This window comes from Brachybacterium sp. AOP25-B2-12 (assembly GCF_052378625.1).
Lineage (GTDB): Bacteria > Actinomycetota > Actinomycetes > Actinomycetales > Dermabacteraceae > Brachybacterium.
This window is the reverse complement of sequence record NZ_JBQSXW010000014.1, coordinates 43,926-64,658: the sequence shown is the minus strand read 5'-3', so window position 1 is coordinate 64,658 and position 20,733 is coordinate 43,926. Positions and strand designations below refer to the sequence as shown.

Genomic DNA, 20,733 nt, shown 5'->3' with positions numbered 1-20,733 from the left:
ACATGCCGCGTCAGGACACCAAGAAGAAGAAGCGCTCCCCGCTGGCGGCACCCCTGATCTGGGTGATCGCCGCACTGCTGCTGGGGCTGCTGCTGTTCACCCTGCTGGGACGGGACACCTACCAGCAGATCGACACCGAGCAGGGACTGCAGCTCCTGGCCGACGGCAAGGTCAAGGAGGCCGAGATCGTCGACGGCAACCAGCAGCGCGTCGACCTGGTGCTCACCGAGGACTTCCAGGACAAGGGCGACCGCGTCCAGTTCAGCTACGTGACCGCGCGCGGCGACGCCGTCGTCCAGGCGGTCGACGAGGCCGCGCCCGCGGGCGGGTACACCGACCGCATCGCCACGAGCTCGTGGTGGTCGACCCTGCTCATCTCGTTCCTGCCGATCCTGCTGCTCATCGGCCTGTTCTGGTTCCTCATCATGAACGCCCAGGGCGGCGGCGGCCGGGCGATGCAGTTCGGCAAGTCCAAGGCCAAGCTGTTCACCAAGGAGTCCCCGCAGGTCACCTTCGCCGACGTCGCCGGCGCCGAGGAGGCCGTCGAGGAGCTCGACGAGATCAAGCAGTTCCTCGTGGACCCCCAGAAGTACCAGGCCGTCGGCGCGAAGATCCCCAAGGGCGTCCTGCTCTACGGCCCGCCCGGCACCGGCAAGACCCTGCTCGCGCGCGCCGTGGCGGGCGAGGCCAACGTGCCGTTCTACTCGATCTCCGGCTCGGACTTCGTGGAGATGTTCGTGGGCGTCGGCGCCTCGCGCGTCCGCGACCTGTTCAACACGGCCAAGGAGAACGCCCCGGCGATCATCTTCGTCGACGAGATCGACGCCGTCGGCCGGCACCGCGGCGCCGGCATGGGCGGCGGGCACGACGAGCGCGAGCAGACGCTGAACCAGATGCTCGTGGAGATGGACGGGTTCGATCCGAACCAGAACGTCATCCTCATCGCCGCGACCAACCGCGTCGACATCCTGGACCCGGCCCTCCTGCGCCCGGGCCGCTTCGACCGCCAGGTGGCCGTCGGCGCGCCCGACATGAAGGGGCGCCTGCAGATCCTCACGGTCCACTCCCAGGGCAAGCCGCTGGCGCCCGACGTCGACCTCGAGAACATCGCCCGGCGCAGCGTGGGCATGTCCGGCGCGGACCTGGCCAACGTGCTGAACGAGGCCGCGCTGCTCACCGCCCGCAGCGGCAACCAGATCATCGACAACCGGGCGCTCGACGAGGCGATCGACCGCGTCTCGATGGGCCCCCAGCGGTACTCCAAGGTCATGAGCGACCGCGAGCGCCAGATGACGGCCTACCACGAGGGCGGCCACGCGATCGTCGCCGCGGCCCTGCGCAACAGCGCCCCGGTCACCAAGGTGACGATCCTGCCGCGCGGCCAGGCCGGCGGCTACACGATGGTCGTGCCCACCCAGGACCGCAACTACCAGAGCCGCAACGAGCTGCTGGACCGCCTCGCGTACGCGATGGGCGGGTACGCCGTCGAGGAGGGGATCTTCCACGACGTCACCACCGGCCCCGGCTCGGACCTGCAGAACGCCACGAAGATCGCCCGCACGATGGTCACCCAGCTCGGCATGAGCGACCGCGTGGGGCAGGTCTTCTACGGCAGCGGCCAGGACGAGGTCTTCGTCGGCATGCAGAGCGGCCAGGAGCAGCAGTACTCCGACGAGACCGCCCGCCTCATCGACGAGGAGGTGCGTCGTCTCATGGACGAGGCCCTCGACGAGGCGTGGACGATCATCACGGAGAACCGTGAGGTGCTGGACCGCCTCGTGCTCGAGCTGCTCGAGAAGGAGACGCTGAACGAGCACGAGCTCGCGGAGATCTTCCAGCACGTGCACCAGCGTCCCGTCCGCACCGTCTGGCAGTCCTCGGACGAGCGCCCCGTCTCCCACGAGCCCCTCGTGGGCGGGAACCCGCAGGCCGCGGGCGACGAGGCCTCCGACGCCGGCGAGCCGCTGACCCCCGGCGCTCCCGGGCTCCCTCAGCCCGGCGGCGACGGGCCGCAGATCCCCGGCGCCCCGGGCCCGGTCCAGAGCGCCTGAGCGAGAGGTCCTGAGCATGGTCGACGGTCCGCGCATCCAGGCGGCTGTCCGCGAGATCCTCCTCGCGGTCGGGGAGGACCCCGACCGCGAGGGGCTCGCGGACACCCCCGCACGCGTCGCCCGGATGTACGCCGACGTCTTCGCGGGCCTGCAGGAGGACCCCCACGAGCTGCTGGCCACCCGCTTCGCGATCCAGCACCAGGAGCTGGTGCTGGTCCGGGACATCCGCTTCCACTCGATGTGCGAGCACCACCTGCTGCCCTTCACCGGCACCGCGCACGTGGGGTACATCCCGGCCAAGGACTCTGTGACGGGCCTGTCCAAGCTCGCCCGGCTCGTGCACATCTTCGCCCGGCGGCCGCAGGTCCAGGAGCGCCTGACCTCGCAGATCGCGGACACGCTCATGGATGAGCTCGACGCGGGCGGCGCGATCGTCGTCCTCGAGGCCGAGCACCTGTGCATGACCATGCGCGGGGTGCGGGCCGAGGGCGCGAGCACCGTGACCTCCGCCGTCCGGGGCATGCTCAGGGACCCCTCGACCCGGGCCGAGGCCATGAGCCTGATCCTGCGGGGCTGAGACCCATGCGCCTCCGCACCGGTCGCACGCGTCGTCCCGACGGGCTCCCGCCCGGCCTCGCGGAGGCCGACGGCGCCCTCGTGATGGGGATCCTCAACACGACCCCCGACTCCTTCTCCGACGGCGGCGAGCACGACGATCCCGCGGCCGCGATCGCCCACGGACTCGCCCTGACCGCCGCCGGTGCCGACCTCGTCGACGTGGGCGGGGAATCCACCCGCCCGGGCGCCGACCGCGTCAGCGCCCGGGAGGAGCTGCGCCGGGTGGTCCCGGTGATCCGCGAGCTCGCGGCCCAGGGTGTGGCGGTCAGCGTCGACACGATGCGGGCCGAGGTCGCCGCGGCCTCCCTCGCAGCTGGCGCCGTGATCGTCAACGACGTCTCGGGCGGCCTCGCCGATCCCGACATGGCGGCCCTGGTCGCGACAGCCCGCACCGCGCTCGGCGGTCCCCCGGTCTACATCGCCATGCACTGGCGCGGGCACAGCGACGTCATGGCCTCCCGCACGGTCTACGACGACGTGGTCCGGGACGTCGTCTCCGAGCTGCGGGGACGCATCGCCGCGCTCGAGGAGGCCGGTATCGACCGGTCCCGCCTCGTGGCCGACCCCGGTCTGGGGTTCGCCAAGACCGGGGCCCAGAACTGGGACCTGCTCGCGCGCTGGGACGAGCTCGCGGCCCTGGACCTGCCACTGCTCCTCGGGGCATCCCGCAAGGGCTTCCTCGGGCGCCTCGACGTCGATCGCGACGCGGCCACCGGCGCGATCTCGGCCCATGCGGCGCTCCACGGCGCCTGGTGCGTGCGCGTCCACGCCGTCGCGCCGTCGCTGGCGGCTGTGCGCGTGGCCCGCCGGATCCACGAGCGCGAGGTCGTGCCCGATGACGGGCCCGGAAACGGGACGGGGGCCGGACGATGACCGGGCGGCTCCAGGTCCCGGGCGGGCTGCGTCGTGACGATGCCGCGCCGCATCCCCGTACCGCCGGACCGCGCCGGGACGTGATCGAGCTGCGCGGGGTGCGCGCCCACGGCCTCCACGGCGTGCTGCCGGAGGAGAAGGTGGACGGCCACGAGTTCGTCGTCGACGCCGCCGTGCACCTCGACACCTCCTGGGCGGCGCGGGGCGACGCCCTGGGACGCACCGTGAACTACGCGGAGATCGCCGCGAGCATCACCTCCGTCGTCCAGGGACCCTCGCTCGACCTCATCGAGACCCTCGCCCAGCGCATCGCCTCGGAGATCCTCGCGACCCAGCCGCTCGTGCGCGCGGTCGAGGTCACCGTCCACAAGCCCACCGCCCCGATCGGCCTGCCCTTCGAGGACGTCGCCGTGCGGATCCTCCGCGAGGGGCCCCCGGTGCACGCCGTGCTGGCGCTGGGCACCAACGTCGGGGACCGTGCGGGGCACCTGCGCCGGGCCCTCGACCTCCTTGCGCAGGACCCCGCGACGACCGTGACCTGGACCAGCGCCGTCGTCGAGACGGACCCCGTGGGCGGGGTGGAGGTCGACGGGCACCCGCAGGACGACTACCTCAACGCCGTGGTCGGCATCCGGACCACGCGCGGGCCCTGGGAGCTGCTGGACCTCGCGCACGCCGTCGAGCGAGACGCCCATCGCGTCCGCACCCTGCGCTGGGGACCGCGCACCCTGGACGTCGACGTCCTCACCTGGGGCGAGCTGCGCCAGGACGACGAGGCCCTCACAGTGCCCCATCCCCGCGCCCACGAGCGAGCCTTCGTCCTGGCACCCTGGGCCGCCGCCCGCCCCGCGGACGAGCTGCCCGGCCACGGCCCCGTCGGCGATCTCGCCGCGCGGGCGGCGGACGCGAGCGGTGTCCGACCCGGACCCGCCGTGCCCGGATTCGGCACGGCCGCGGAGGCCCTGCGATGAGGCCCACCAGCATCGGCGTCCTCCTCCTGTCCGGGATCCTCTCGGCGGGCGTCGGCGCCGTCCTGTCCCAGCTCGTGGCCTCGCGCGGCGGCACGATCCCCGTCGCGGGCTGGCTCACCGGCCTCGTGCTGCTGGGCCTGTCCGGCGTGCTGCTGGCGCTGGGGCTGCCCCTGCGCCGCTATCTGCGGGAGTCCGAGGAACGGCGACGCACACCCACGATGGAGCCGCGTCGTCACCAGATCGACCTGCCCTCGGCCTACCGGACGATCCTCCTGGGACGCTCGGCGTCCCACACCGGCGCCATCGTCGGCGGCCTCTTCAGCGGGCAGGCGCTCTACTTCCTCGGCGTCGGCGGCGGGGACCTCTCGACAGCGGTCCTGCCCACGGCCTTCGCGGCCCTCGGCGGGATCGTGCTCGCGGTGATCGGCGTGCTCGTCGAACGCTGGGGACAGCTCCCTCCCGAGGACGGACGGGACGGCGCGCGTGAACCCACGGCGGGTTCCTGACACCATGGGTACATGACCACTCAGCCGATCCGCCTGGGCGCCGACGGGCTGCGGCCCGTCTCCGCCCGGCTCATCCCCGCCACCTACATCGCCTCGATCCCGTGGTACGTGATCGCCCTGCTGATCGCCGCCGGCGGCGTGGTCCTGGGCCAGTGGCTGGGCTGGTGGTGGCTCTACCTCGCGGGTGCGGTGCCGGCCCTGCTCACGCTGCCGTCGGTGTTCCTGACGCCCCGCCGCGTGCGCTCCCGTGGGTACCTCGACGGTGACGAGGACATCGTCAGCGCGCACGGGATCATGTTCCGCAAGGTCTCCGCGACGCCGTACGGCCGCGTCCAGAGCGTGTCCCTCTCCGAGGGGCCCGTCGAGCGCCGGTACGGGATCGCGACGCTCACCTGGTCCACGGCGTCGACGTCCGGCGGCAGCATCCCCGGGCTTCCGCGCGAGGAGGCCGAGCGTCTGCGCTCCCTCCTCACGGACAAGGGCATCGAGAGGATGCAGGCCCTGTGACGGGCCCGGATCCCGACCCCACGGGGGCATCGCCCGAGCGGGACGCACCGGTGCGAGGGGTCGCCGGCGCACCGGCATCGCAGGAGGATGATCCACCACCGACACCGACACCGACACCGACGCCGCGCCGCACCCACCCGATCACGCCGCTCGTGACCGGATGGAAGGTGGTCGTGGGCATCCTCGCCATCGTCACCGCGCAGAACGTGGCGCGCCTCGTCGAGGACTTCACCCCCCAGAGGGCCCTCCTGGCGCTCGCGGTCGTCGGCGGGGTGATCGTCCTGTCCATCGGCGTGAGCGCCCTGAGCTGGTGGCGGACCACCTACGAGCTGGCGCCCGAGGGTGTGACGCTCCGCTCGGGACTGCTCACGCGCACCCGACGCACGGCACCCCGCGAGCGCATCGAGTCCGTCTCCATCCAGCGCCCGGCACTGGCCCGCCTGCTCGGCCTGGCCAAGGTGCGCGTCGAGATCGCGGGCGGCTCCGACTCCCACCTCGACATCGCCTACGTGCGCGGAGGCGACGCCGAGCGCCTGCGGGACGAGATCCTGGACGTGGCCGAGGACGCGCCGAAAGGCGCCCTCGCGCAGGCGGCGCGCACAGCGGCTCCCGCGCTCGCCGAGGACGGCACGGTCCGCGCGTCCCCGCACGGCCCTGTGCCCACGCCGGGCGAGGAGGGCCCCTCGCAGGACGATGCCGGAGCCCGGCCCCCCGGGACGCTGAGATCCTTCCTCATGGACGGCGTGACCGACGGGCTGCTCATCGCCCAGGTGCCCACCGAGCGCCTGCTGCGCTCCCTCGTGCGCGACATCGGCTTCGTCCTGAGCATCCTGCTCGGCATCGGCTGGGCGATCGGCTCGATCGTCCTGGGATTCTCCGAGAACGGGATCGGCTGGAGCGCCCTCTTCGTGCTGCTCCCTGTCATCCTCGCCGTGCCCCGCATGGTGCTCAACCGGATCGAGAGCGGCTGGGGGTTCGTCTCCCGGCTGACCCCGAAGGGGCTGCGGATGCGCCGCGGGCTGTTCTCGACCCGCGCGGACACCATCGGCCCCGGGCGGGTCCAGAAGGTGACCGTCCGCCAGCCATGGCTGTGGCGGGGGCCCGGCTGGACGTCGGTCACCGCGACCGTCGCCGGGATCGGCGAGGAGACCGCCGAGAACGGCGCCAGCCGCGTGCTGCCCGTGGGCACCGCCGAGGAGCTCGACCGGACCCTGCGATGCCTGCTCGCGCCGCTGGGGACCGACGACGACGCCGGCACCGTCCAACGCCTGCTCGGTGCCCGGGCCCGTGACCTCGACGGCCTGCGGGCGCCCCATCGGTTCCTGTGGATCCAGCGACGCACCGTCGTGGTGGTGGAGCTCCCGGGAGCGGTCGTGCAGCGCTCGGGGATCCTCGCGCACAAGCTCGAGATCGTCCCCCGTGAACGACTGCAGGGCATCGCCGTGGCGGATGATCCCTTCTCCCGCCGCTTCGCCGTCGCCGACCTCGAGCTCGCGGTCGCCGGGGCACAGGTGCGGCTCGAAGCCCTCCCGGTGGACGAGGCGTACCGCCTGGGTGCGGTGCTCGTGGCCGATGCTGCGGCGGGCCGTCCCTACCGGGACAAGGCCGCCTGGCCGCGTCCGATGCTCGTGGCGCCGTCCGGCGGAGGCCTCGAGGCGCAGGCGTCGCCACTCGATCCCGAGGCGCAGGCACGCTCCCTCGACACCGTGGCGCAGGCGTCCCCGCCCGACCCCGAGCGGTCCCCGGCACGGACGACCGGTCCGATCGATGGCACGAGGTCCGAGCCGTGAGTGCGCGCCGCATGCCCCCCAGGCTCGGCATCGGGATCATCGGCGCGGGTCGCGTCGGCGCCGTCCTCGGTGCCGCCCTGCGCGCCGAGGGACACGCGATCACCGGCGTGTACGCCGTCTCCGATGTCTCGCGGCACCGCGCCGCGGACCTCCTGCCCGGCGTGCCCGTGCTCGGTGTCCAGGAGATCGTCGAACGCTCCGAGGTCGTGCTCCTGGCCGTCCCCGACGACCAGCTCGGACCTCTCGCCGAGGGGATCGCGGTAGGGGTCGACGTGCCCGGCGGGCAGCTCTTCGTGCACGTGTCCGGTCGTCATGGCACGGAGGTGCTCGCCCCGTTGCGGGCGCTCGGCTGCGGGGTGATCGCCCTGCACCCGGCCATGAGCTTCACAGGCACCGCCGTCGACCTGCCGCGCCTCGTGGGCTGCCCCGTCGCGGTCACCGCCCACGGCACCCTCGAGGCCGTGGCCCAGGCCCTCGTCGTCGAGATCGGGGCCGAGCCCGTCCCGATCGCCGAGGGCGACCGGGTGCAGTACCACGCCGCCCTCGCCCACGGCGCCAACCATCTGGTGGTGCTCGTGTCCCAGGCGCGGGACCTTCTGCGGGGGATCGGCATCGAGGACCCCGGCGCGTACCTGCGCCCGCTCCTGACCGCCGCTCTCGAGGAGTCCCTGCGCCGCGGCGACGCGGCGCTCACGGGACCGGTGCCGCGCGGCGACGCCGGGACCGTCGCGGCGCACCTCGCAGCGATCGAGGAGGCCGAGGGGGCGAGCGACGACACCGCCGAGAGCTATCGTGCGCTGGCCCGGGCGGCCGCGCGTCGTGCGGGGCTCTCCCCGACGGACGCCCGCCGCGTGCTCGCGGCGCTCGAGCCCGCTTCTGCCCCCCGGACGACGCCGCACGCATCCCAGGGCTCCGGCGCATCACCCGCCGCCACGGACGCATCCGACCATCCCCACCACGAGGAGCACGCATGACCCGCCTGGTCACCACCAAGGACGACCTGCGCGATGCCCGCGCCCACCTGGCGTCCCCGGTCGTCGTCGTCATGACGATGGGTGCGCTGCACGACGGACACCTGATGCTCGTGCGCAGGGCGCGAGAGCTCGCGGGCGCGGGCGGCAGCGTCGTCGTCACCGACTTCGTGAACCCGCTCCAGTTCGGCCCCGGCGAGGACTACGCGGCCTACCCCCGGGACCTCGAGGCCGACCTGGCGGTCGTGACACCGCATGCGAACCTCGTGTTCGCCCCGACCGCCGAGGAGATGTACCCCGCGGGGACGCTGGCGGTGACCGTCGACCCGGGGATCCTCGCCGACGGGTTCGAGGGGTCGCTGCGCCCAGGGCATTTCGCGGGCATGGCCACCGTCGTGCTCAAGCTCCTGCACCTCGTGCGCCCCGACATCGCGGTGTTCGGGCGCAAGGACGCCCAGCAGCTCGCGATCATCCGCCGCATGGTCGCCGACCTCGACGTCCCCGTCGAGATCGAGGCCGTCGGGATCCAGCGCGAGCCCACCGGCCTCGCCCGGTCCAGCCGCAACGCCTACCTCGACGACGGCGCCCGGGGACGTGCGCTCGTGCTGTCCTCGACCGTGCGCGCCGTCGAGGCCGCCGCCCCGAGCGTCTCGGCCGTCCTGGAGGTGCTGACCGCCGCGGTCCACCCCGATGGAGCCGATGTCACCTGGGACTACGCCGCGGCGGTGGACCCGGGGACCTTCCGCCCCGTCACGGCGGAGCACCGGGGGACCGTCCTGGTGGTCCTGGCCGCTCGGGTCGACGGGACCCGGCTGCTCGACTCGACTGTGGTGGAGGCGACAGCCCCGTGACGTCCCCCGTCGGGGGAGATCCGAAGGACTTTGAGAGACTGGCACCCATGAGCGACGCACGGCCCGGCACCCCCGGCACCCCTGGAACACCCGGCGACCCCGATCGCCTCGACACCTCGGACCAGATCGCCGTGCGCCTCGACAAGCGCGAGCGGCTGCTGGCCGCGGGCGACGAGGCCTACCCCGTGTCCGTCCCGGTCACCGACACCATCGCGGAGATCCGCGCCGAGCACGGCGAGCTGCCCACGGACACCCAGACCGACACGGTCGTGGGCGTCGCCGGTCGTGTCGTGTTCATCCGCAACACCGGCAAGCTCTGCTTCGCCGCCATCCAGGACGGCGCGGGGGAGCGCCTCCAGGTGATGCTGAGCCTCGCCGCCGTCGGCCAGGAGCGCCTCGCGGCGTTCAAGAGCGATGTCGACCTCGGCGACCACGTGTTCTTCCACGGCACGGTCGGCACCTCCCGTCGCGGCGAGCTGAGCGTCTTCGCCGACTCCTGGATCCTGGCCTCCAAGGCCGTGCGGCCCCTGCCCGTCCTCCACGCGGACCTCTCGGAGGAATCGCGGGTGCGCCGTCGCTACGTCGACCTCATCGTGCGTCCCGAGGCCCGGCAGATGGTGCGCCTGCGCGCGGACGTCATGCGTTCGCTGCGCGACAGCTTCCACGCGCAGGACTTCCTCGAGATCGAGACGCCGATGCTGCAGTCGATCCCCTCCGGCGCCGCGGCACGCCCCTTCGTCACCCACATGAACGCCTTCGACCTGGACCTGTTCCTGCGGATCGCCCCGGAGCTGTTCCTCAAGCGTGCCGCGGTGGGAGGGCTGGAGCGGGTCTTCGAGATCAATCGGAATTTCCGCAACGAGGGCGCGGACTCGACGCATTCCCCGGAGTTCGCGATGGTCGAGGCGTATCAGGCCTACGGCGATTACCACTCGATCGCCGATCTCACCCAGGGACTCGTGCAGTCGGCGGCCCGGGATGCCACGGGCTCGGAGGTCGTGACCCTCGCCGACGGCACCGAGTACGACTTCTCGGGCGTCTGGGACCGGATCACCGTCTACGGATCTCTCTCGGAATCCCTGGGGGAGGAGATCACCCCGGAGACCACGCCCGAGCGGCTGCGGGAGATCGCCCGATCCCTGGACCTCGATCTCGACCATCCGCGTTTCGGGCACGGGAAGCTCGTCGAGGAGCTCTTCGAGCACCGGGTGGCAGATCACCTCGTGCGCCCCACCTTCGCGTGCGACTTCCCGGTCGAGACCAGCCCGCTGGTGCGCGCGCATCGGGACGTCCCCGGCGTCGTCGAGAAGTGGGACCTGTACGTGCGCGGCTTCGAGCTGGGCACCGGCTACTCCGAGCTCGTGGACCCCGTGATCCAGCGCGAGCGCTTCGCCCAGCAGGCGCAGCTGGCGGCCCGGGGCGACGACGAGGCGATGCTCCTGGACGAGGACTTCCTCGAGGCCATGGAGTACGCCCTGCCGCCCACGGGCGGGATGGGCATGGGCATCGATCGGCTGCTCATGGCCCTGACCGGCCAGGGTGTGCGGGAGACGATCCTCTTCCCTCTGGTCAAGCCCGAGCACGGACGTGCGGGCGGTCCGTCCACGGAGGAGGAGACGGCATGAGCGGCGGCGTCGACTGGCTGTACGAGTTCGGGTCCCTGCTGCCCTCGATCGGGGTGGGTCTGCTGTTCTGGTTCGCCATCCGTGCGCTGCTGCGTGCGGACCGACGCGAGCGGGAGGCCGATCGTCAGGCCGAGCGCGACTGGGCTGCCACGCATCCTGCCCTTGTCGGGGCCACCTCCTCCGTCGTCCCGAGAGCTGCGGACCTGCCCGTCCCGGAGGGCTCCGCGGCCGCGCACCGGCCGTCCGTCACGGGCGGGGAGCCCGTCGCGAATGCCGGTCCCACGCATTCGGGGAATACCTCCTCGGATTCGTGAAAGCCGACATCCGTCAGTACGTGATGTGCAACACAAAGTGATGGCGATCCATTCCGGAGAAATGCACGTGACAGTGTTCTGAAGGCTTCCTCCGCCGCGATAGCCGCATTCCGGCACGGTTATCCGCGATACGTGGGGTATTGTGGACGAGATTTCAGCAGTGCACGATCCTCGAGTATTTCAGGAAAGGAGTCCTCATGGCGCGCAAGACCTTCGTCGAGCTCATCGACGACACCGATGGTTCCAAGGCCGACGAGACCGTCACGTTCTCCGTGGACGGCGTCGGCTACGAGATCGATCTGACCAGCGACAACGCCGAGAAGCTCCGCAAGGACCTCGGCGCCTGGACCGCACAGGCGCGTCGGGTCAGCGGACGCAAGGCCCGGGGGACGTCCACGACGTCGACCGCGTCGTCCTCGCAGGAGACCGCGCGCATCCGCGCATGGGCCCGCGACAACGGCTACCAGGTCTCCGACCGCGGTCGCATCTCCTCGGAGATCCGCGAGGCGTACCAGGCGGCCAGCTGACCGCTCGCACCGATCGGGATCGCCCCCGGCCGAGACGACGGAGCCCCCAGGAGCAGCTGCTCCCGGGGGCTCCGTCGTCTCAGCGGAGTCCGCGGATGATCCAGGACGCCGTGTGCTCGCCCCCCGGAGACAGGCGCACGAGGTCCGTCCCGGTGCGGAAGGCGTCGGGCGGGCACGTCATCGGCTCGACCGCGAGCCCGCGGCGATCGTTCTCCGGCTCCGGCCGGTCCGCGGTGTGGACCTGCACCCACGGGCATCGCCCGTCGAATGCGATCTCGACGCCCGTGCCCCCCGGATCCTGCACGCGCACCGTCGCCACGTCGTCCTGCCGGACGAGGTCGGTGACCGCGTCGTCGAGCTGGACCGTCCCGATCCGGCGGCCGGCGGAGAAGTCCAGGCGCGAGCCGGACGGGATCGGTGCGGTGCCCGTGGGCAGGAGCCGGTCGGGGCTCACCTCGAGGGCGGTCGCGGCGGACAGCTCGAGGGTCCAGTCGTCCAGGGGCGAGGGGCCCGCCACGAGGTAGGGGTGCGGGCACACGCCGTAGGGGAGGTCCTGGTCGCCCTGGTTCCGCGCCGTCACCGCGGTGCGCAGCCCGTCCACGGCATCGAGCGCGTAGGACACGTCCACCAGCAGGTGGAACGGGTATCCCGTCGAGGGGTACAGCACGGTGCGCAGCGTCAGCCGCGACGGCGAGGAGCCGTCGTCCACGCGCTCGTAGTGCTGGAAGGAGACGAGGCCGTGCAGGGCGTTGCCGCGTTCGGGCTCGCTCAGGGCCACCTGCAGCTCCTGGCCGTCCCAGGTGTAGAGGCCGTCGCCGATCCGGTTGGGCCACGGGGCCACGATCGCGCCGCGGTGCAGCAGCATGGGGCCGCCGGCAGGGCTGGCGACGACGAGCGGGCGCCCGGAGAGCTCGAGGGCGTCGAGTGTCGCCCCGACCTCGAAGACACGCGCGGTGTAGTCGCCCGCGGTGAGCTCGTGGAGACGGCCGCGGGGGCCGTCGGACGGCGCGTCGGGCGCGGTGCGGTCGTGCGATGTCATGTCGATTCCTCCGGACGGTTGCGGGACGGGCACCCCCGCTCGCGGGCCCCCGGCGAGTTCAGATGCCCGCGGCGGATGTCCGCCGGGTGGGCGCACGGAGCGGTCAGGAGACCGTCAGCCCGAGCGCCTCGGCGGTCGTCGCGAGGCTGCGGTGAGCGGCGTCCGCGTCCTCGGAGAGCCGGGTGCCCAGCGAGGGGATCATCCGCGTCAGGGCCGGTCGCCAGGCGTCGCCGCGGTCGGGGAAGGTGCGCCCCAGAAGCTCGATCATGATCTGCGTGGCGGTCGAGGCGCCGGGGGAGGCGCCCAGCATCCCTCCGATGCTGCCGTCGGCGCTCGTGATGAGCTGGGTGCCGAACTGCAGCACCCCCACCTTCTGGGGGTCCGGGGCGATCACCTGCACCCGCTGACCGGCGGTCACGAGCTCCCAGTCGGCCGCGTCCGCATCCGGCATGTACTCACGCAGCGCCGCGAGGCGCGTGGCGGGGGTCGCCAGCAGCTCCCCGGCCAGGTAGGTCATGAGATCGAGGTTCGGCGGTGCGACCGCGAGCATCTGCAGCAGGTTGTCCGGGCGGATGCTCGCGAACAGGTCGGTCCAGCTCCCCGTCTTGAGGAACTTCGGGCTCCAGCCCGCGTAGGGGCCGAACATGAGGGAGCGCCGGCCGTCGACGTACCGCGTGTCGAGGTGCGGGACGCTCATCGGCGGGGCGCCGACCGCGGCCTTTCCGTAGACCTTGGCGTCGTGGCGGGCGATGATCGCGGGATCGGTGCAGCGCAGCCATTCGCCCGAGATCGGGAAGCCGCCGAAGCCGCGGATCTCGTCGATCCCCGAGGACTGCAGCAGGGGCAGCGATGCACCGCCTGCGCCGACGAAGACGAAGGGGGCATATGTCACCGTGACGGTGCCGTCGCCCCCGCGGGACATGACGCCCCAGTCGCGGCCGCGTCGACGCAGGCCGATCACCTCGGTGCCGGTGCGGACCTCCGTGCCCACGCGGGAGGCGGCGTCGAACAGCGCGCGGGTCAGCTCCCCGAAGTTGACGTCGGTGCCGTCGGGCGACCACGTGGCCGCGACCGTCTCGGTGACGGGGCGGCCCTCGGTGACCAGAGGCGCCCACTCGGCCAGCTGCGCGTGCGAGGTCGTGAACTCCATGCGGTCGAACAGCGGGTTGGCGACGAGGGCCTCATGGCGGCGGCGCAGGTAGTCCACGCTCTCCAGCCCGTGCACGAAGCTCATGTGCGGCACCGGGTGGATGAAGGAGGAGGGGTCTGCGATCCGGTCGTTCTCGACCAGGTGCGCCCAGAACTGTCGGGAGACCTGGAACTGCTCGTTGATCCCGACCGCCTTGGTGGGGCTCACCGAGCCGTCGACGTCCTGGGGGGTGTAGTTCAGCTCGCACAGGGCACTGTGCCCGGTCCCGGCGTTGTTCCAGCCGGCGCTGGACTCGAGGCCCACCTGGTCGAGCTTCTCGATGACCTCGATCCGCCAGCCGGGCTCGAGCTCGCTGAGCAGGGCCGCGAGCGTCGCGCTCGCGATGCCGCCGCCGATGAGGACCGCATCAGCGCGGGTCACGTCGACATCGGGAGTGGACATGCTTCCTCCGAGGATCTGGGTGGCGTGGGGCCTGACCGAGTCTAGCCACGGAGCGGGGCCGACGGCTGGGCGCGGGGAGGGATCCCTGGGAGCGGTGCCGCCCCGATCCCCGGTACCTGACCCGCCATGGGGACCGTCTCTACGTGCATCTGCCCGTCTGGCCCATGAAGCACGTGCACTTCCGCGGGCTCGCGGGCACGGTCCGCTTCGCCCGGCTGCTGCACGACGGCTCGGAGGTCCGGCACAGCGTGATCGACCCCGAGCAGAAGGCGCAGCACATGACGGTGGGAGGGATCGGCGCCGACGTCGTCACCTTCACCCTGCCGATCATGCGCCCCGACGTGCTGATGCCGGTGCTCGAGATCCGCCTGGTCGAGGGCGCATGAGCGCGCGCCCGACGCCGCTGCGCCGCGTCGCCCTGCACACCCGGATCGCCGAGGGGCACGAGGCCGACTACGACCGCGAGCACGCGGTGATCCCCGCGGACCTCGATGCCGCGCTGCGCCGGGCGGGCGTGCACGGCTGGCAGATCTGGCGCGACGGCCGGGACATCTTCCACGTCGTCGACGTCGAGGACTACGCGGCCATGCGCGCCGCGCTGCGGGACGACCCGGCCAACCGGGCGTGGCAGGAGCACATCAACCGGTTCCTCGAGGTCGAGGACAGCTACGAGGGGGGAGACGACGGGATCCGTCCCGTCTGGTCCCTGCCCGCGGAGCCGCCGGAGGAGGACGCATGAGCATCGACCTGCCGCCCCTGGGCTTCGGAGCGGCGCAGCTGGGCAACCTCTACCGGTCCACCACCGAGGAGGAGGCACGGGGAGCCGTCGACGCCGCCTGGGAGTCCGGGCTCCGCTACTTCGACACCGCGCCGCACTACGGCCTGGGTCTCAGCGAGCATCGCCTGGGCCGCGCGCTCGCGGATCGGCCCCGCGGGGAGTACCTGCTGTCCACGAAGGTCGGGCGCCTCCTGCGCGAGGGGCCCGGCGACGGCGACGACCTGGACCACGGGTTCGCCGTGCCCGACGACCGTCGGCGCGTCTGGGACGTGTCGGCCGACGGCGTGCGGCGCAGCCTCGAGGAGTCCCTCGTGCGGCTGGGGCTCGATCGGATCGACATCGCCTACCTCCACGACCCCGAGGAGGGTCCTGAGGACCGGGCGATCACCGAGGCGCTGCCGGCGCTGGAGTCCCTGCGTGCCGAGGGGATCATCGGGCGCATCGGCGTGGGCAGCAAGTCGGTGGCCGTCATCGAGCGCGCGATCGCCGCCGCGGACCTCGACGTCGTCATGCTGTCGGGCCGGTACACCCTGCTCGAGCAGCCGGCCGCCGCGACGCTCCTGCCGCTGTGCGCGGATCGCGATGTCGAGGTCGTGGCCGTGAGCGTCTTCAACTCCGGGATCCTCGCGCGATCGGAGCCCCCGGACGATGCGCGGTACGAGTACGGGCAGGCCCCGCAGGCGCTGCTCGCACGAGCCCGCCGGATCGCCGCGCTCGCGAGCGCGTACGACGTCGAGCTGCCGGACCTCGCCATCCAGCACCCCCTGCGGCACCCGGCGATCCGCTCCGTGGTGCTCGGCATGCGGACGGCCCGGCAGGTCCGCGACAACGTGGCACGCGCGCAGGTCACGGTCCCCGAGGAGCTCTGGAGCGAGATCGACGCGCTGAACGCCTCCGTGGACGCGCTGTCGGGCACGCATCCGTGACCGCCCCGGATCCGGTGCCGCACCCTGCTGCGGCCGCCTCCGCGCCCACCGCGCGGGTCGAGGAGCTGCTGGTCCCCACCGATCGGCAGCTCACCTGGCAGCGGACGGGGCTCGGCGTGTTCTTCCACGTGGGCGTCAACACCTTCGCGGGCCTGGAGTGGAGCGACGGCACCCTCGAGCCGTCCGTCTTCGACCCCTCGGACCTCGACGCCGAGGAGTGGGTGCGGACCGCCGCCGAGCTGGGCGCGGGCTACGTGGTCCTGACCGCCAAGCACCACGACGGGTTCTGCCTGTGGCCCACCCGCACCACCGACTACTCCGTGGCCTCCTCGCCCTGGCGCGAGGGTCGGGGCGATGTCGTGGCCGAGGTCGCCGCGGCCTGCCGGCGTCACGGGCTGGGGCTCGGGCTCTACCTCTCTCCCTGGGACCGGCACGATCCGCGGTATCCGGACGCCGAGGCGTACGACGCGCTGTACCTCGCCCAGCTCCGGGAGCTGTGCACCGACTACGGCGAGCTGTTCGAGCTGTGGTTCGACGGCGCGGGATCGGCCGGCCGTGCGTACGACTGGGACGGGGTCTCCGCGCTCATCGCCGAGCTCCAGCCGCAGGCCATGGTGTTCAACATGGGGCCGGCGACGATCCGCTGGGTGGGCAACGAGGACGGACTGGCCGCCGATCCCGTCCGGTACGTCACCCGCGCCGCCGATCTCAACGCCTACGACGAGGACGTCCTCGAGCACGCGGAACCCCGCTACCTGCCCCCGGAGTGCGACGTCTCGCTGCGGCGCGGCTGGTTCTGGAAGCCGGGCGAGCAGCCCAAGTCGCTCGCGCACCTGCTGGGGATCCACGAGCGGTCGATCGGACTCGGGGCCGGGCTCCTGCTCAACGTTCCACCGGACCGGCGCGGCCGGATCGATCCGCAGGACGCCGCGCGCCTGCAGGAGCTCGGCGCGGCGCTCGCGGCGATCTTCGCGGACCCCGTGCCCGGAGCCCTCGAGGCAGCGGGGGGCCGCGTCCACGTCACCTTCGGGCATCCGGTCGAGATCGGCCTGGTGCAGCTGGTGGAGGACCTGACCTCGGGCCAGCGCGTGCGCGGGCACCGGGTGCTCACCGAGGACGGCACGGTGATCGCATCCGGCGGGACCGTCGGTGTGCGCCGCGATCATCGGCTGCCGGGTCCGGTGCGCGCCTCCGCCCTCGTGATCGAGCTCGAGGGTCCCGCACCGCAGCTGCTCGACGTCACGGTGTGCGGTGCGCGCGACGCCCCGCGCGGCGAGCTCCCGGCCGTGCTGCGCGGCGGCAAGCAGGAGGAGCCGCGATGACCGTCACCGATGCGCACCTGCATCTGTGGGACCTCTCCGCGAGCACGTACCGCTGGATGCAGGGCGCTCCGACGTCGCTGCGCCGCACGGCCCGCTGGGAGGAGGTCGCCGAGGATCAGGCCGCGGCCGGCGTGGGTCGCGTGGTGCTGATCCAGGCCGACGACACGGCCGAGGACTCGGCACTGCTGCAGCGGACGGCCGCGGCGATCGAGGCCGCCGACGGTCCCGTCGCCGACGTCGTCGGATGGCTGCCGCTGACGGCACCGGCGGACGTCGCCGCGGCGCTCGCGGATCCGGCGGCGCTCAGGCACCTGGTGGGGGTCCGGCACCTCGTGCACGACGAGGCCGACGCCGGATTCCTCGACCGGGACGAGGTCGCGGCCTCGCTCGACCTCCTCGCCCGCGCCGGGCTGACGGTGGACGTCCCCGATGCGTTCCCCCGCCACCTCGCGCAGACCACGCGGGTCGCCGACCGCCACCCGCACCTCGTGCTCGTGCTGGACCACCTGGGCAAACCGCCCCTGGGGGACGCGGAGCAGCTCGTCCGCTGGGAGACCCAGCTGCGGGAGCTCGCCCGGCGCGAGAACGTCGTCGCGAAGATCTCCGGTCTGTCCACGAGCGGACCCGCACCGGATGCCGCGGGGATCGATCGAGCGGTCACGGTCGCTCTCGAGGCCTTCGGGCACGACCGGCTCCTGTACGGCAGCGACTGGCCGATCGCCCCGACCCCGTTCGACCTCGCGTCCGGGACCGGCACGACGCGGGCCAGGATCGCCCGTGAGAGCCCGGCGACGCAGGCCGCCGTCCTCGCGGGCACCGCGGCACGCGTCTACACCGGTCCGTGGGGCTGAGGCGCCCGGCCGGGCACCCGCGGACTCAGCGGCCGAAGCGGGAGGGCGTCGAGTCCTCGGCGAGCTGAAGGTCCTCGGGCACGGTGCTGCGCAGGATCCAGCTCTCGACCCCGGCGATGTGGGCGGCCGCGTACACCCCGGCGAGGTCCGCGTGGCCGGCCCGCAGGGCATCGACGATCCGGCGGTGCTCGGCGAGGGTCCGCTCGACCGAGGTGGTCTCGGTGAGCCCTCGCCACAGCCGGGCGCGGGCGGTCGCCCCGGCGAGCCCGTCGAGCAGGGACACGAGGTACGGGTTGGCGCTGCGCGAGTTGATCAGGTGGTGGAAGGCGATGTCGGCCTCGACCAGGGTGTTCACGTCGGAATCGGCCGAGAGGCCGTCCATCAGGGCGTCGAGCTCGTCGAGGTCCTCCTCGCCGAGGTGGCCGCAGGCCTGGGACACGGCCGTGGGCTCGAGCAGGCGACGGACGGCGAGCACGTGCGCCGCCTCGGAGTCCTGGTGCAGGTCCAGCACGAAGCCCAGGGCCTCGACCAGCATGTCCGGCTCCAGAGAGGTCACGTACGTGCCGTCGCCCTGACGCACGTGCAGCACCCGGATCACCGACAGCGCCTTGACGGCCTCCCGGAGCGAGTTGCGGCTCACGCCGATCCGCTCGGAGAGCTCCTTCTCGGGGGGCAGGCGGTCGCCCGGGCGCAGCTCGCCGTCGATGATCATCTTCTTGACCGCGGCGATGGCGCGGTCGGTGACGGCGATCTCAGCCATGACAGGGACCTACTTCGTGCTCGTGGGGGCGGCGGCGGGCGGCTCGGCGGGATCGGTCCGGGCGCGCAGCCCGGACATCCCGCCGTCGACCGGCACGGAGGTCCCGGTCGTGGAGGCGTTCAGCGGGGAGGCCAGGAAGACGACGGTCTCGGCGACCTCCTGGGGGGTGACCATGCGGCCCGTGGCCTGACGCGCGTCGAGCGCGGCGCGCTCGGCCACGGGGTCCGGGAAGCCCGCGAGCATCTTCTCCACGAACTCCGTCGCGACCGTCCCGGGGTTCACGCAGTTCACGCGTATCCCCTCGCGCACGTGATCGGTGGCCATGGCGAGCGTCATCGCCTGCACGGCGCCCTTGGAGGCCGAGTACAGGACCCGCTCCTGGAGCCCGGCCGTCGCCGCGATCGAGGACATGTTGACGATCGCCGCGTGCGGGGAACGGCGCAGATGGGGCAGCGCCGCGGAGCTGACGCGGGCCATCGAGGTCACATTCACTGAGAGCACCCGGGCCCATTGCGCGTCATCGTTGGCGGTCACGTCCCCGACGGCGCTGATGCCGGCGTTGTTGACCACGACGTCGAGACCACCCAGCAGCTCTGCCGCCTCATCGACCGCCAGCGCGGTAGCCGTCCGGTCCGTGAGGTCGACCGTGACGACCTCGGCGCCCTCGGGGGCGCCGGAGGCCTGCCGGTCCAGCACGGCCACCCTGGCCCCGAGGTCCAGGAACCGCTGGGCCGTGGCCCGGCCGATGCCGGAGGATCCGCCGGTGACGAGCACCCTCAGGTCGGTGTAGGGGGATGACGGGGTCATCGGTGCCTCCGGGGTCTCGTGCTCGGTCATGCCTGGCGGAAGGTCTGGCGCTGGGCGCCGAGGCCCGAGATGGACAGCTCGACGACATCCCCCTCGCGCAGGAACTCCGCGTCCGCGCTGCCCAGGGCCACTCCGGCGGGGGTGCCCGTGAGGATCGTGTCGCCCGGGTACAGGGCCATGAACTGCGAGAGGTAGCGCAGGACCTCGCCGACGGGGAAGATCTGGTCCGCGGTGGTGCCGTCCTGACGGGGCGTGCCGTTGACCGCGAGGTGCAGCGCGAGGGCCTGGGGGTCGGCGATCTCCTCGGGCGTCACGAGCCAGGGCCCCAGCGGGGTGAACGTCTCGCAGTTCTTGCCCTTGTCCCAGGTCCCGCCGCGCTCGATCTGGAACTCCCGCTCGGAGACGTCGTGGGCCAGGACGTAGCCGCCGACGGCCGCGAGGGCCTCCTCGGTGCTCTCCGCGTACCGCAGGGGGGCGCCGATGACGACGCCCAGCTCGACCTCCCAGTCGGTGCGGGTCGAGCCGCGGGGGATCAGCACGTCGTCGTCGGGTCCGCCGATGGTGTCGGGGGCCTTCATGAACAGGATCGGCTCGGCCGGGATCGCGGCGCCGGTCTCGGCGGCGTGGTCGCGGTAGTTCAGGCCGATGCAGACGATCTTGCCGGGGGTGACCGGGGCGCCGCGGCGCCCGCCGGCCAGCGTCCCGGGATCCAGCGCCGGGAGCTCTCCGGCGTCGAGCGCCGCACGGACGCGGGGGAGCAGGCCCGCTTCGAGCAGGGCGCGGTCCACGGTGCGGGCACCGGACGTCAGGGGCACCAGGTCGAAAGTGCGGTCTCCGTCGAGGACGCCGAGGGTCTCGGCGCCCTGGGGGCCGTGGGCGAAGAGCTTCACGGGGGATCTCCTGTGATCAGAGGCGGCGTCGACGACGCGGATGACCACACCCTAGTCGAGACATCCGATGTCTGCAGGGGTTCGGGGTGATCGTGTTCCGGCGCGTCGGGGTCACGCCCGCGGCGAACAGGACTCCTGCCTCCCGCGGGCTCCGCGTAGGCTCGA

22 protein-coding genes are annotated in these 20,733 nt (G+C 72.8%); 17 read left to right on the top strand and 5 right to left on the bottom strand.

Annotated features, from left to right (window positions below; translation table 11 throughout):
• Positions 1 to 2: 2 nt before the first annotated feature.
• The 12 genes from ftsH (at position 3) to ACT3TZ_RS11120 (ending at position 11,604) form a co-directional block, all read left to right on the top strand.
• Positions 3 to 2,051 carry an ATP-dependent zinc metalloprotease FtsH gene (ftsH, locus tag ACT3TZ_RS11175; RefSeq protein ID WP_444583499.1) on the top strand — a complete coding sequence of 683 codons (2,049 nt, stop codon included), beginning with the start codon at positions 3 to 5 and terminating at the stop codon, positions 2,049 to 2,051.
• A 16-nt stretch (positions 2,052 to 2,067) separates the two neighbouring features.
• Positions 2,068 to 2,628, top strand: a complete 561-nt coding sequence (folE, locus tag ACT3TZ_RS11170; protein ID WP_444583498.1) for a GTP cyclohydrolase I FolE — start codon at positions 2,068 to 2,070, stop codon at positions 2,626 to 2,628.
• A 5-nt stretch (positions 2,629 to 2,633) separates the two neighbouring features.
• Positions 2,634 to 3,542: a dihydropteroate synthase gene (folP, locus tag ACT3TZ_RS11165; protein ID WP_444583497.1), complete on the top strand. Its 909-nt coding sequence runs from the start codon at positions 2,634 to 2,636 to the stop codon at positions 3,540 to 3,542.
• On the top strand, positions 3,539 to 4,513 hold the full coding sequence (folK, locus tag ACT3TZ_RS11160) for a 2-amino-4-hydroxy-6-hydroxymethyldihydropteridine diphosphokinase (RefSeq protein ID WP_444583496.1): 975 nt from the start codon (positions 3,539 to 3,541) through the stop codon (positions 4,511 to 4,513). Before folP ends, folK begins: the two co-directional genes overlap by 4 nt.
• Positions 4,510 to 5,019 carry a DUF3180 domain-containing protein gene (locus tag ACT3TZ_RS11155; protein ID WP_444583495.1) on the top strand — a complete coding sequence of 170 codons (510 nt, stop codon included), beginning with the start codon at positions 4,510 to 4,512 and terminating at the stop codon, positions 5,017 to 5,019. The genes folK and ACT3TZ_RS11155 overlap by 4 nt, the downstream gene beginning before the upstream one ends.
• Before the next feature lie 12 nt (positions 5,020 to 5,031).
• On the top strand, positions 5,032 to 5,526 hold the full coding sequence (locus ACT3TZ_RS11150) for a PH domain-containing protein (protein ID WP_444583494.1): 495 nt from the start codon (positions 5,032 to 5,034) through the stop codon (positions 5,524 to 5,526).
• A gap of 152 nt (positions 5,527 to 5,678) precedes the next feature.
• On the top strand, positions 5,679 to 7,316 hold the full coding sequence (locus ACT3TZ_RS11145) for a PH domain-containing protein (protein WP_444583493.1): 1,638 nt from the start codon (positions 5,679 to 5,681) through the stop codon (positions 7,314 to 7,316).
• An 11-nt stretch (positions 7,317 to 7,327) separates the two neighbouring features.
• The gene (locus ACT3TZ_RS11140; protein ID WP_444583492.1) at positions 7,328 to 8,290 is read left to right on the top strand and encodes a Rossmann-like and DUF2520 domain-containing protein; all 963 of its coding nucleotides are present in this window, start codon (positions 7,328 to 7,330) and stop codon (positions 8,288 to 8,290) included.
• Entirely contained in the window at positions 8,287 to 9,138 is an 852-nt protein-coding gene (panC, locus tag ACT3TZ_RS11135) for a pantoate--beta-alanine ligase (RefSeq protein ID WP_444583491.1), read from the top strand. Before ACT3TZ_RS11140 ends, panC begins: the two co-directional genes overlap by 4 nt.
• Before the next feature lie 47 nt (positions 9,139 to 9,185).
• Complete coding sequence (lysS, locus tag ACT3TZ_RS11130; RefSeq protein WP_444583490.1) at positions 9,186 to 10,763, top strand: lysine--tRNA ligase; 1,578 nt, start codon at positions 9,186 to 9,188, stop codon at positions 10,761 to 10,763.
• Positions 10,760 to 11,077, top strand: coding sequence for a hypothetical protein (locus tag ACT3TZ_RS11125; protein ID WP_444583489.1), 318 nt, complete (start codon positions 10,760 to 10,762; stop codon positions 11,075 to 11,077). The genes lysS and ACT3TZ_RS11125 overlap by 4 nt, the downstream gene beginning before the upstream one ends.
• A gap of 197 nt (positions 11,078 to 11,274) precedes the next feature.
• Positions 11,275 to 11,604, top strand: a complete 330-nt coding sequence (locus ACT3TZ_RS11120; RefSeq protein WP_444583488.1) for a histone-like nucleoid-structuring protein Lsr2 — start codon at positions 11,275 to 11,277, stop codon at positions 11,602 to 11,604.
• A gap of 79 nt (positions 11,605 to 11,683) precedes the next feature.
• Here the strand turns inward: ACT3TZ_RS11120 and ACT3TZ_RS11115 are convergent, their stop codons facing one another.
• Positions 11,684 to 12,643: an aldose 1-epimerase family protein gene (locus tag ACT3TZ_RS11115; RefSeq protein WP_444583487.1), complete on the bottom strand. Its 960-nt coding sequence runs from the start codon at positions 12,641 to 12,643 to the stop codon at positions 11,684 to 11,686.
• A gap of 103 nt (positions 12,644 to 12,746) precedes the next feature.
• Complete coding sequence (locus tag ACT3TZ_RS11110; protein WP_444583486.1) at positions 12,747 to 14,234, bottom strand: malate:quinone oxidoreductase; 1,488 nt, start codon at positions 14,232 to 14,234, stop codon at positions 12,747 to 12,749.
• A gap of 143 nt (positions 14,235 to 14,377) precedes the next feature.
• Here ACT3TZ_RS11110 and ACT3TZ_RS11105 point away from each other — a divergent pair, with 143 nt between their 5' ends.
• From ACT3TZ_RS11105 to ACT3TZ_RS11085, 5 genes are read left to right on the top strand one after another with little or no spacing between them, the layout of a single operon-like run.
• Positions 14,378 to 14,620, top strand: coding sequence for a hypothetical protein (locus ACT3TZ_RS11105; protein WP_444583485.1), 243 nt, complete (start codon positions 14,378 to 14,380; stop codon positions 14,618 to 14,620).
• Positions 14,617 to 14,973 (top strand): L-rhamnose mutarotase, encoded by a 357-nt coding sequence (locus ACT3TZ_RS11100; protein WP_444583484.1) that lies wholly within the window; start codon positions 14,617 to 14,619, stop codon positions 14,971 to 14,973. The genes ACT3TZ_RS11105 and ACT3TZ_RS11100 overlap by 4 nt, the downstream gene beginning before the upstream one ends.
• Positions 14,970 to 15,938 (top strand): aldo/keto reductase, encoded by a 969-nt coding sequence (locus tag ACT3TZ_RS11095; RefSeq protein WP_444583483.1) that lies wholly within the window; start codon positions 14,970 to 14,972, stop codon positions 15,936 to 15,938. The genes ACT3TZ_RS11100 and ACT3TZ_RS11095 overlap by 4 nt, the downstream gene beginning before the upstream one ends.
• Before the next feature lie 14 nt (positions 15,939 to 15,952).
• Positions 15,953 to 17,260, top strand: coding sequence for an alpha-L-fucosidase (locus ACT3TZ_RS11090; RefSeq protein WP_444583482.1), 1,308 nt, complete (start codon positions 15,953 to 15,955; stop codon positions 17,258 to 17,260).
• Positions 17,257 to 18,111 (top strand): amidohydrolase family protein, encoded by an 855-nt coding sequence (locus tag ACT3TZ_RS11085; protein ID WP_444583481.1) that lies wholly within the window; start codon positions 17,257 to 17,259, stop codon positions 18,109 to 18,111. The genes ACT3TZ_RS11090 and ACT3TZ_RS11085 overlap by 4 nt, the downstream gene beginning before the upstream one ends.
• Positions 18,112 to 18,136: 25 nt before the next feature.
• On the opposite strand, the gene ACT3TZ_RS11080 is transcribed toward ACT3TZ_RS11085, so the two are convergent.
• The 3 genes from ACT3TZ_RS11080 to ACT3TZ_RS11070 are packed head-to-tail and all read right to left on the bottom strand — an operon-like array spanning position 18,137 to position 20,568.
• The gene (locus ACT3TZ_RS11080) at positions 18,137 to 18,871 is read right to left on the bottom strand and encodes a FadR/GntR family transcriptional regulator (protein WP_444583480.1); all 735 of its coding nucleotides are present in this window, start codon (positions 18,869 to 18,871) and stop codon (positions 18,137 to 18,139) included.
• Between the two features lie 9 nt (positions 18,872 to 18,880).
• Complete coding sequence (locus ACT3TZ_RS11075) at positions 18,881 to 19,678, bottom strand: SDR family NAD(P)-dependent oxidoreductase (protein WP_444583479.1); 798 nt, start codon at positions 19,676 to 19,678, stop codon at positions 18,881 to 18,883.
• A 26-nt stretch (positions 19,679 to 19,704) separates the two neighbouring features.
• Positions 19,705 to 20,568 carry a fumarylacetoacetate hydrolase family protein gene (locus ACT3TZ_RS11070; protein ID WP_444583478.1) on the bottom strand — a complete coding sequence of 288 codons (864 nt, stop codon included), beginning with the start codon at positions 20,566 to 20,568 and terminating at the stop codon, positions 19,705 to 19,707.
• Positions 20,569 to 20,733 lie beyond the last annotated feature (165 nt).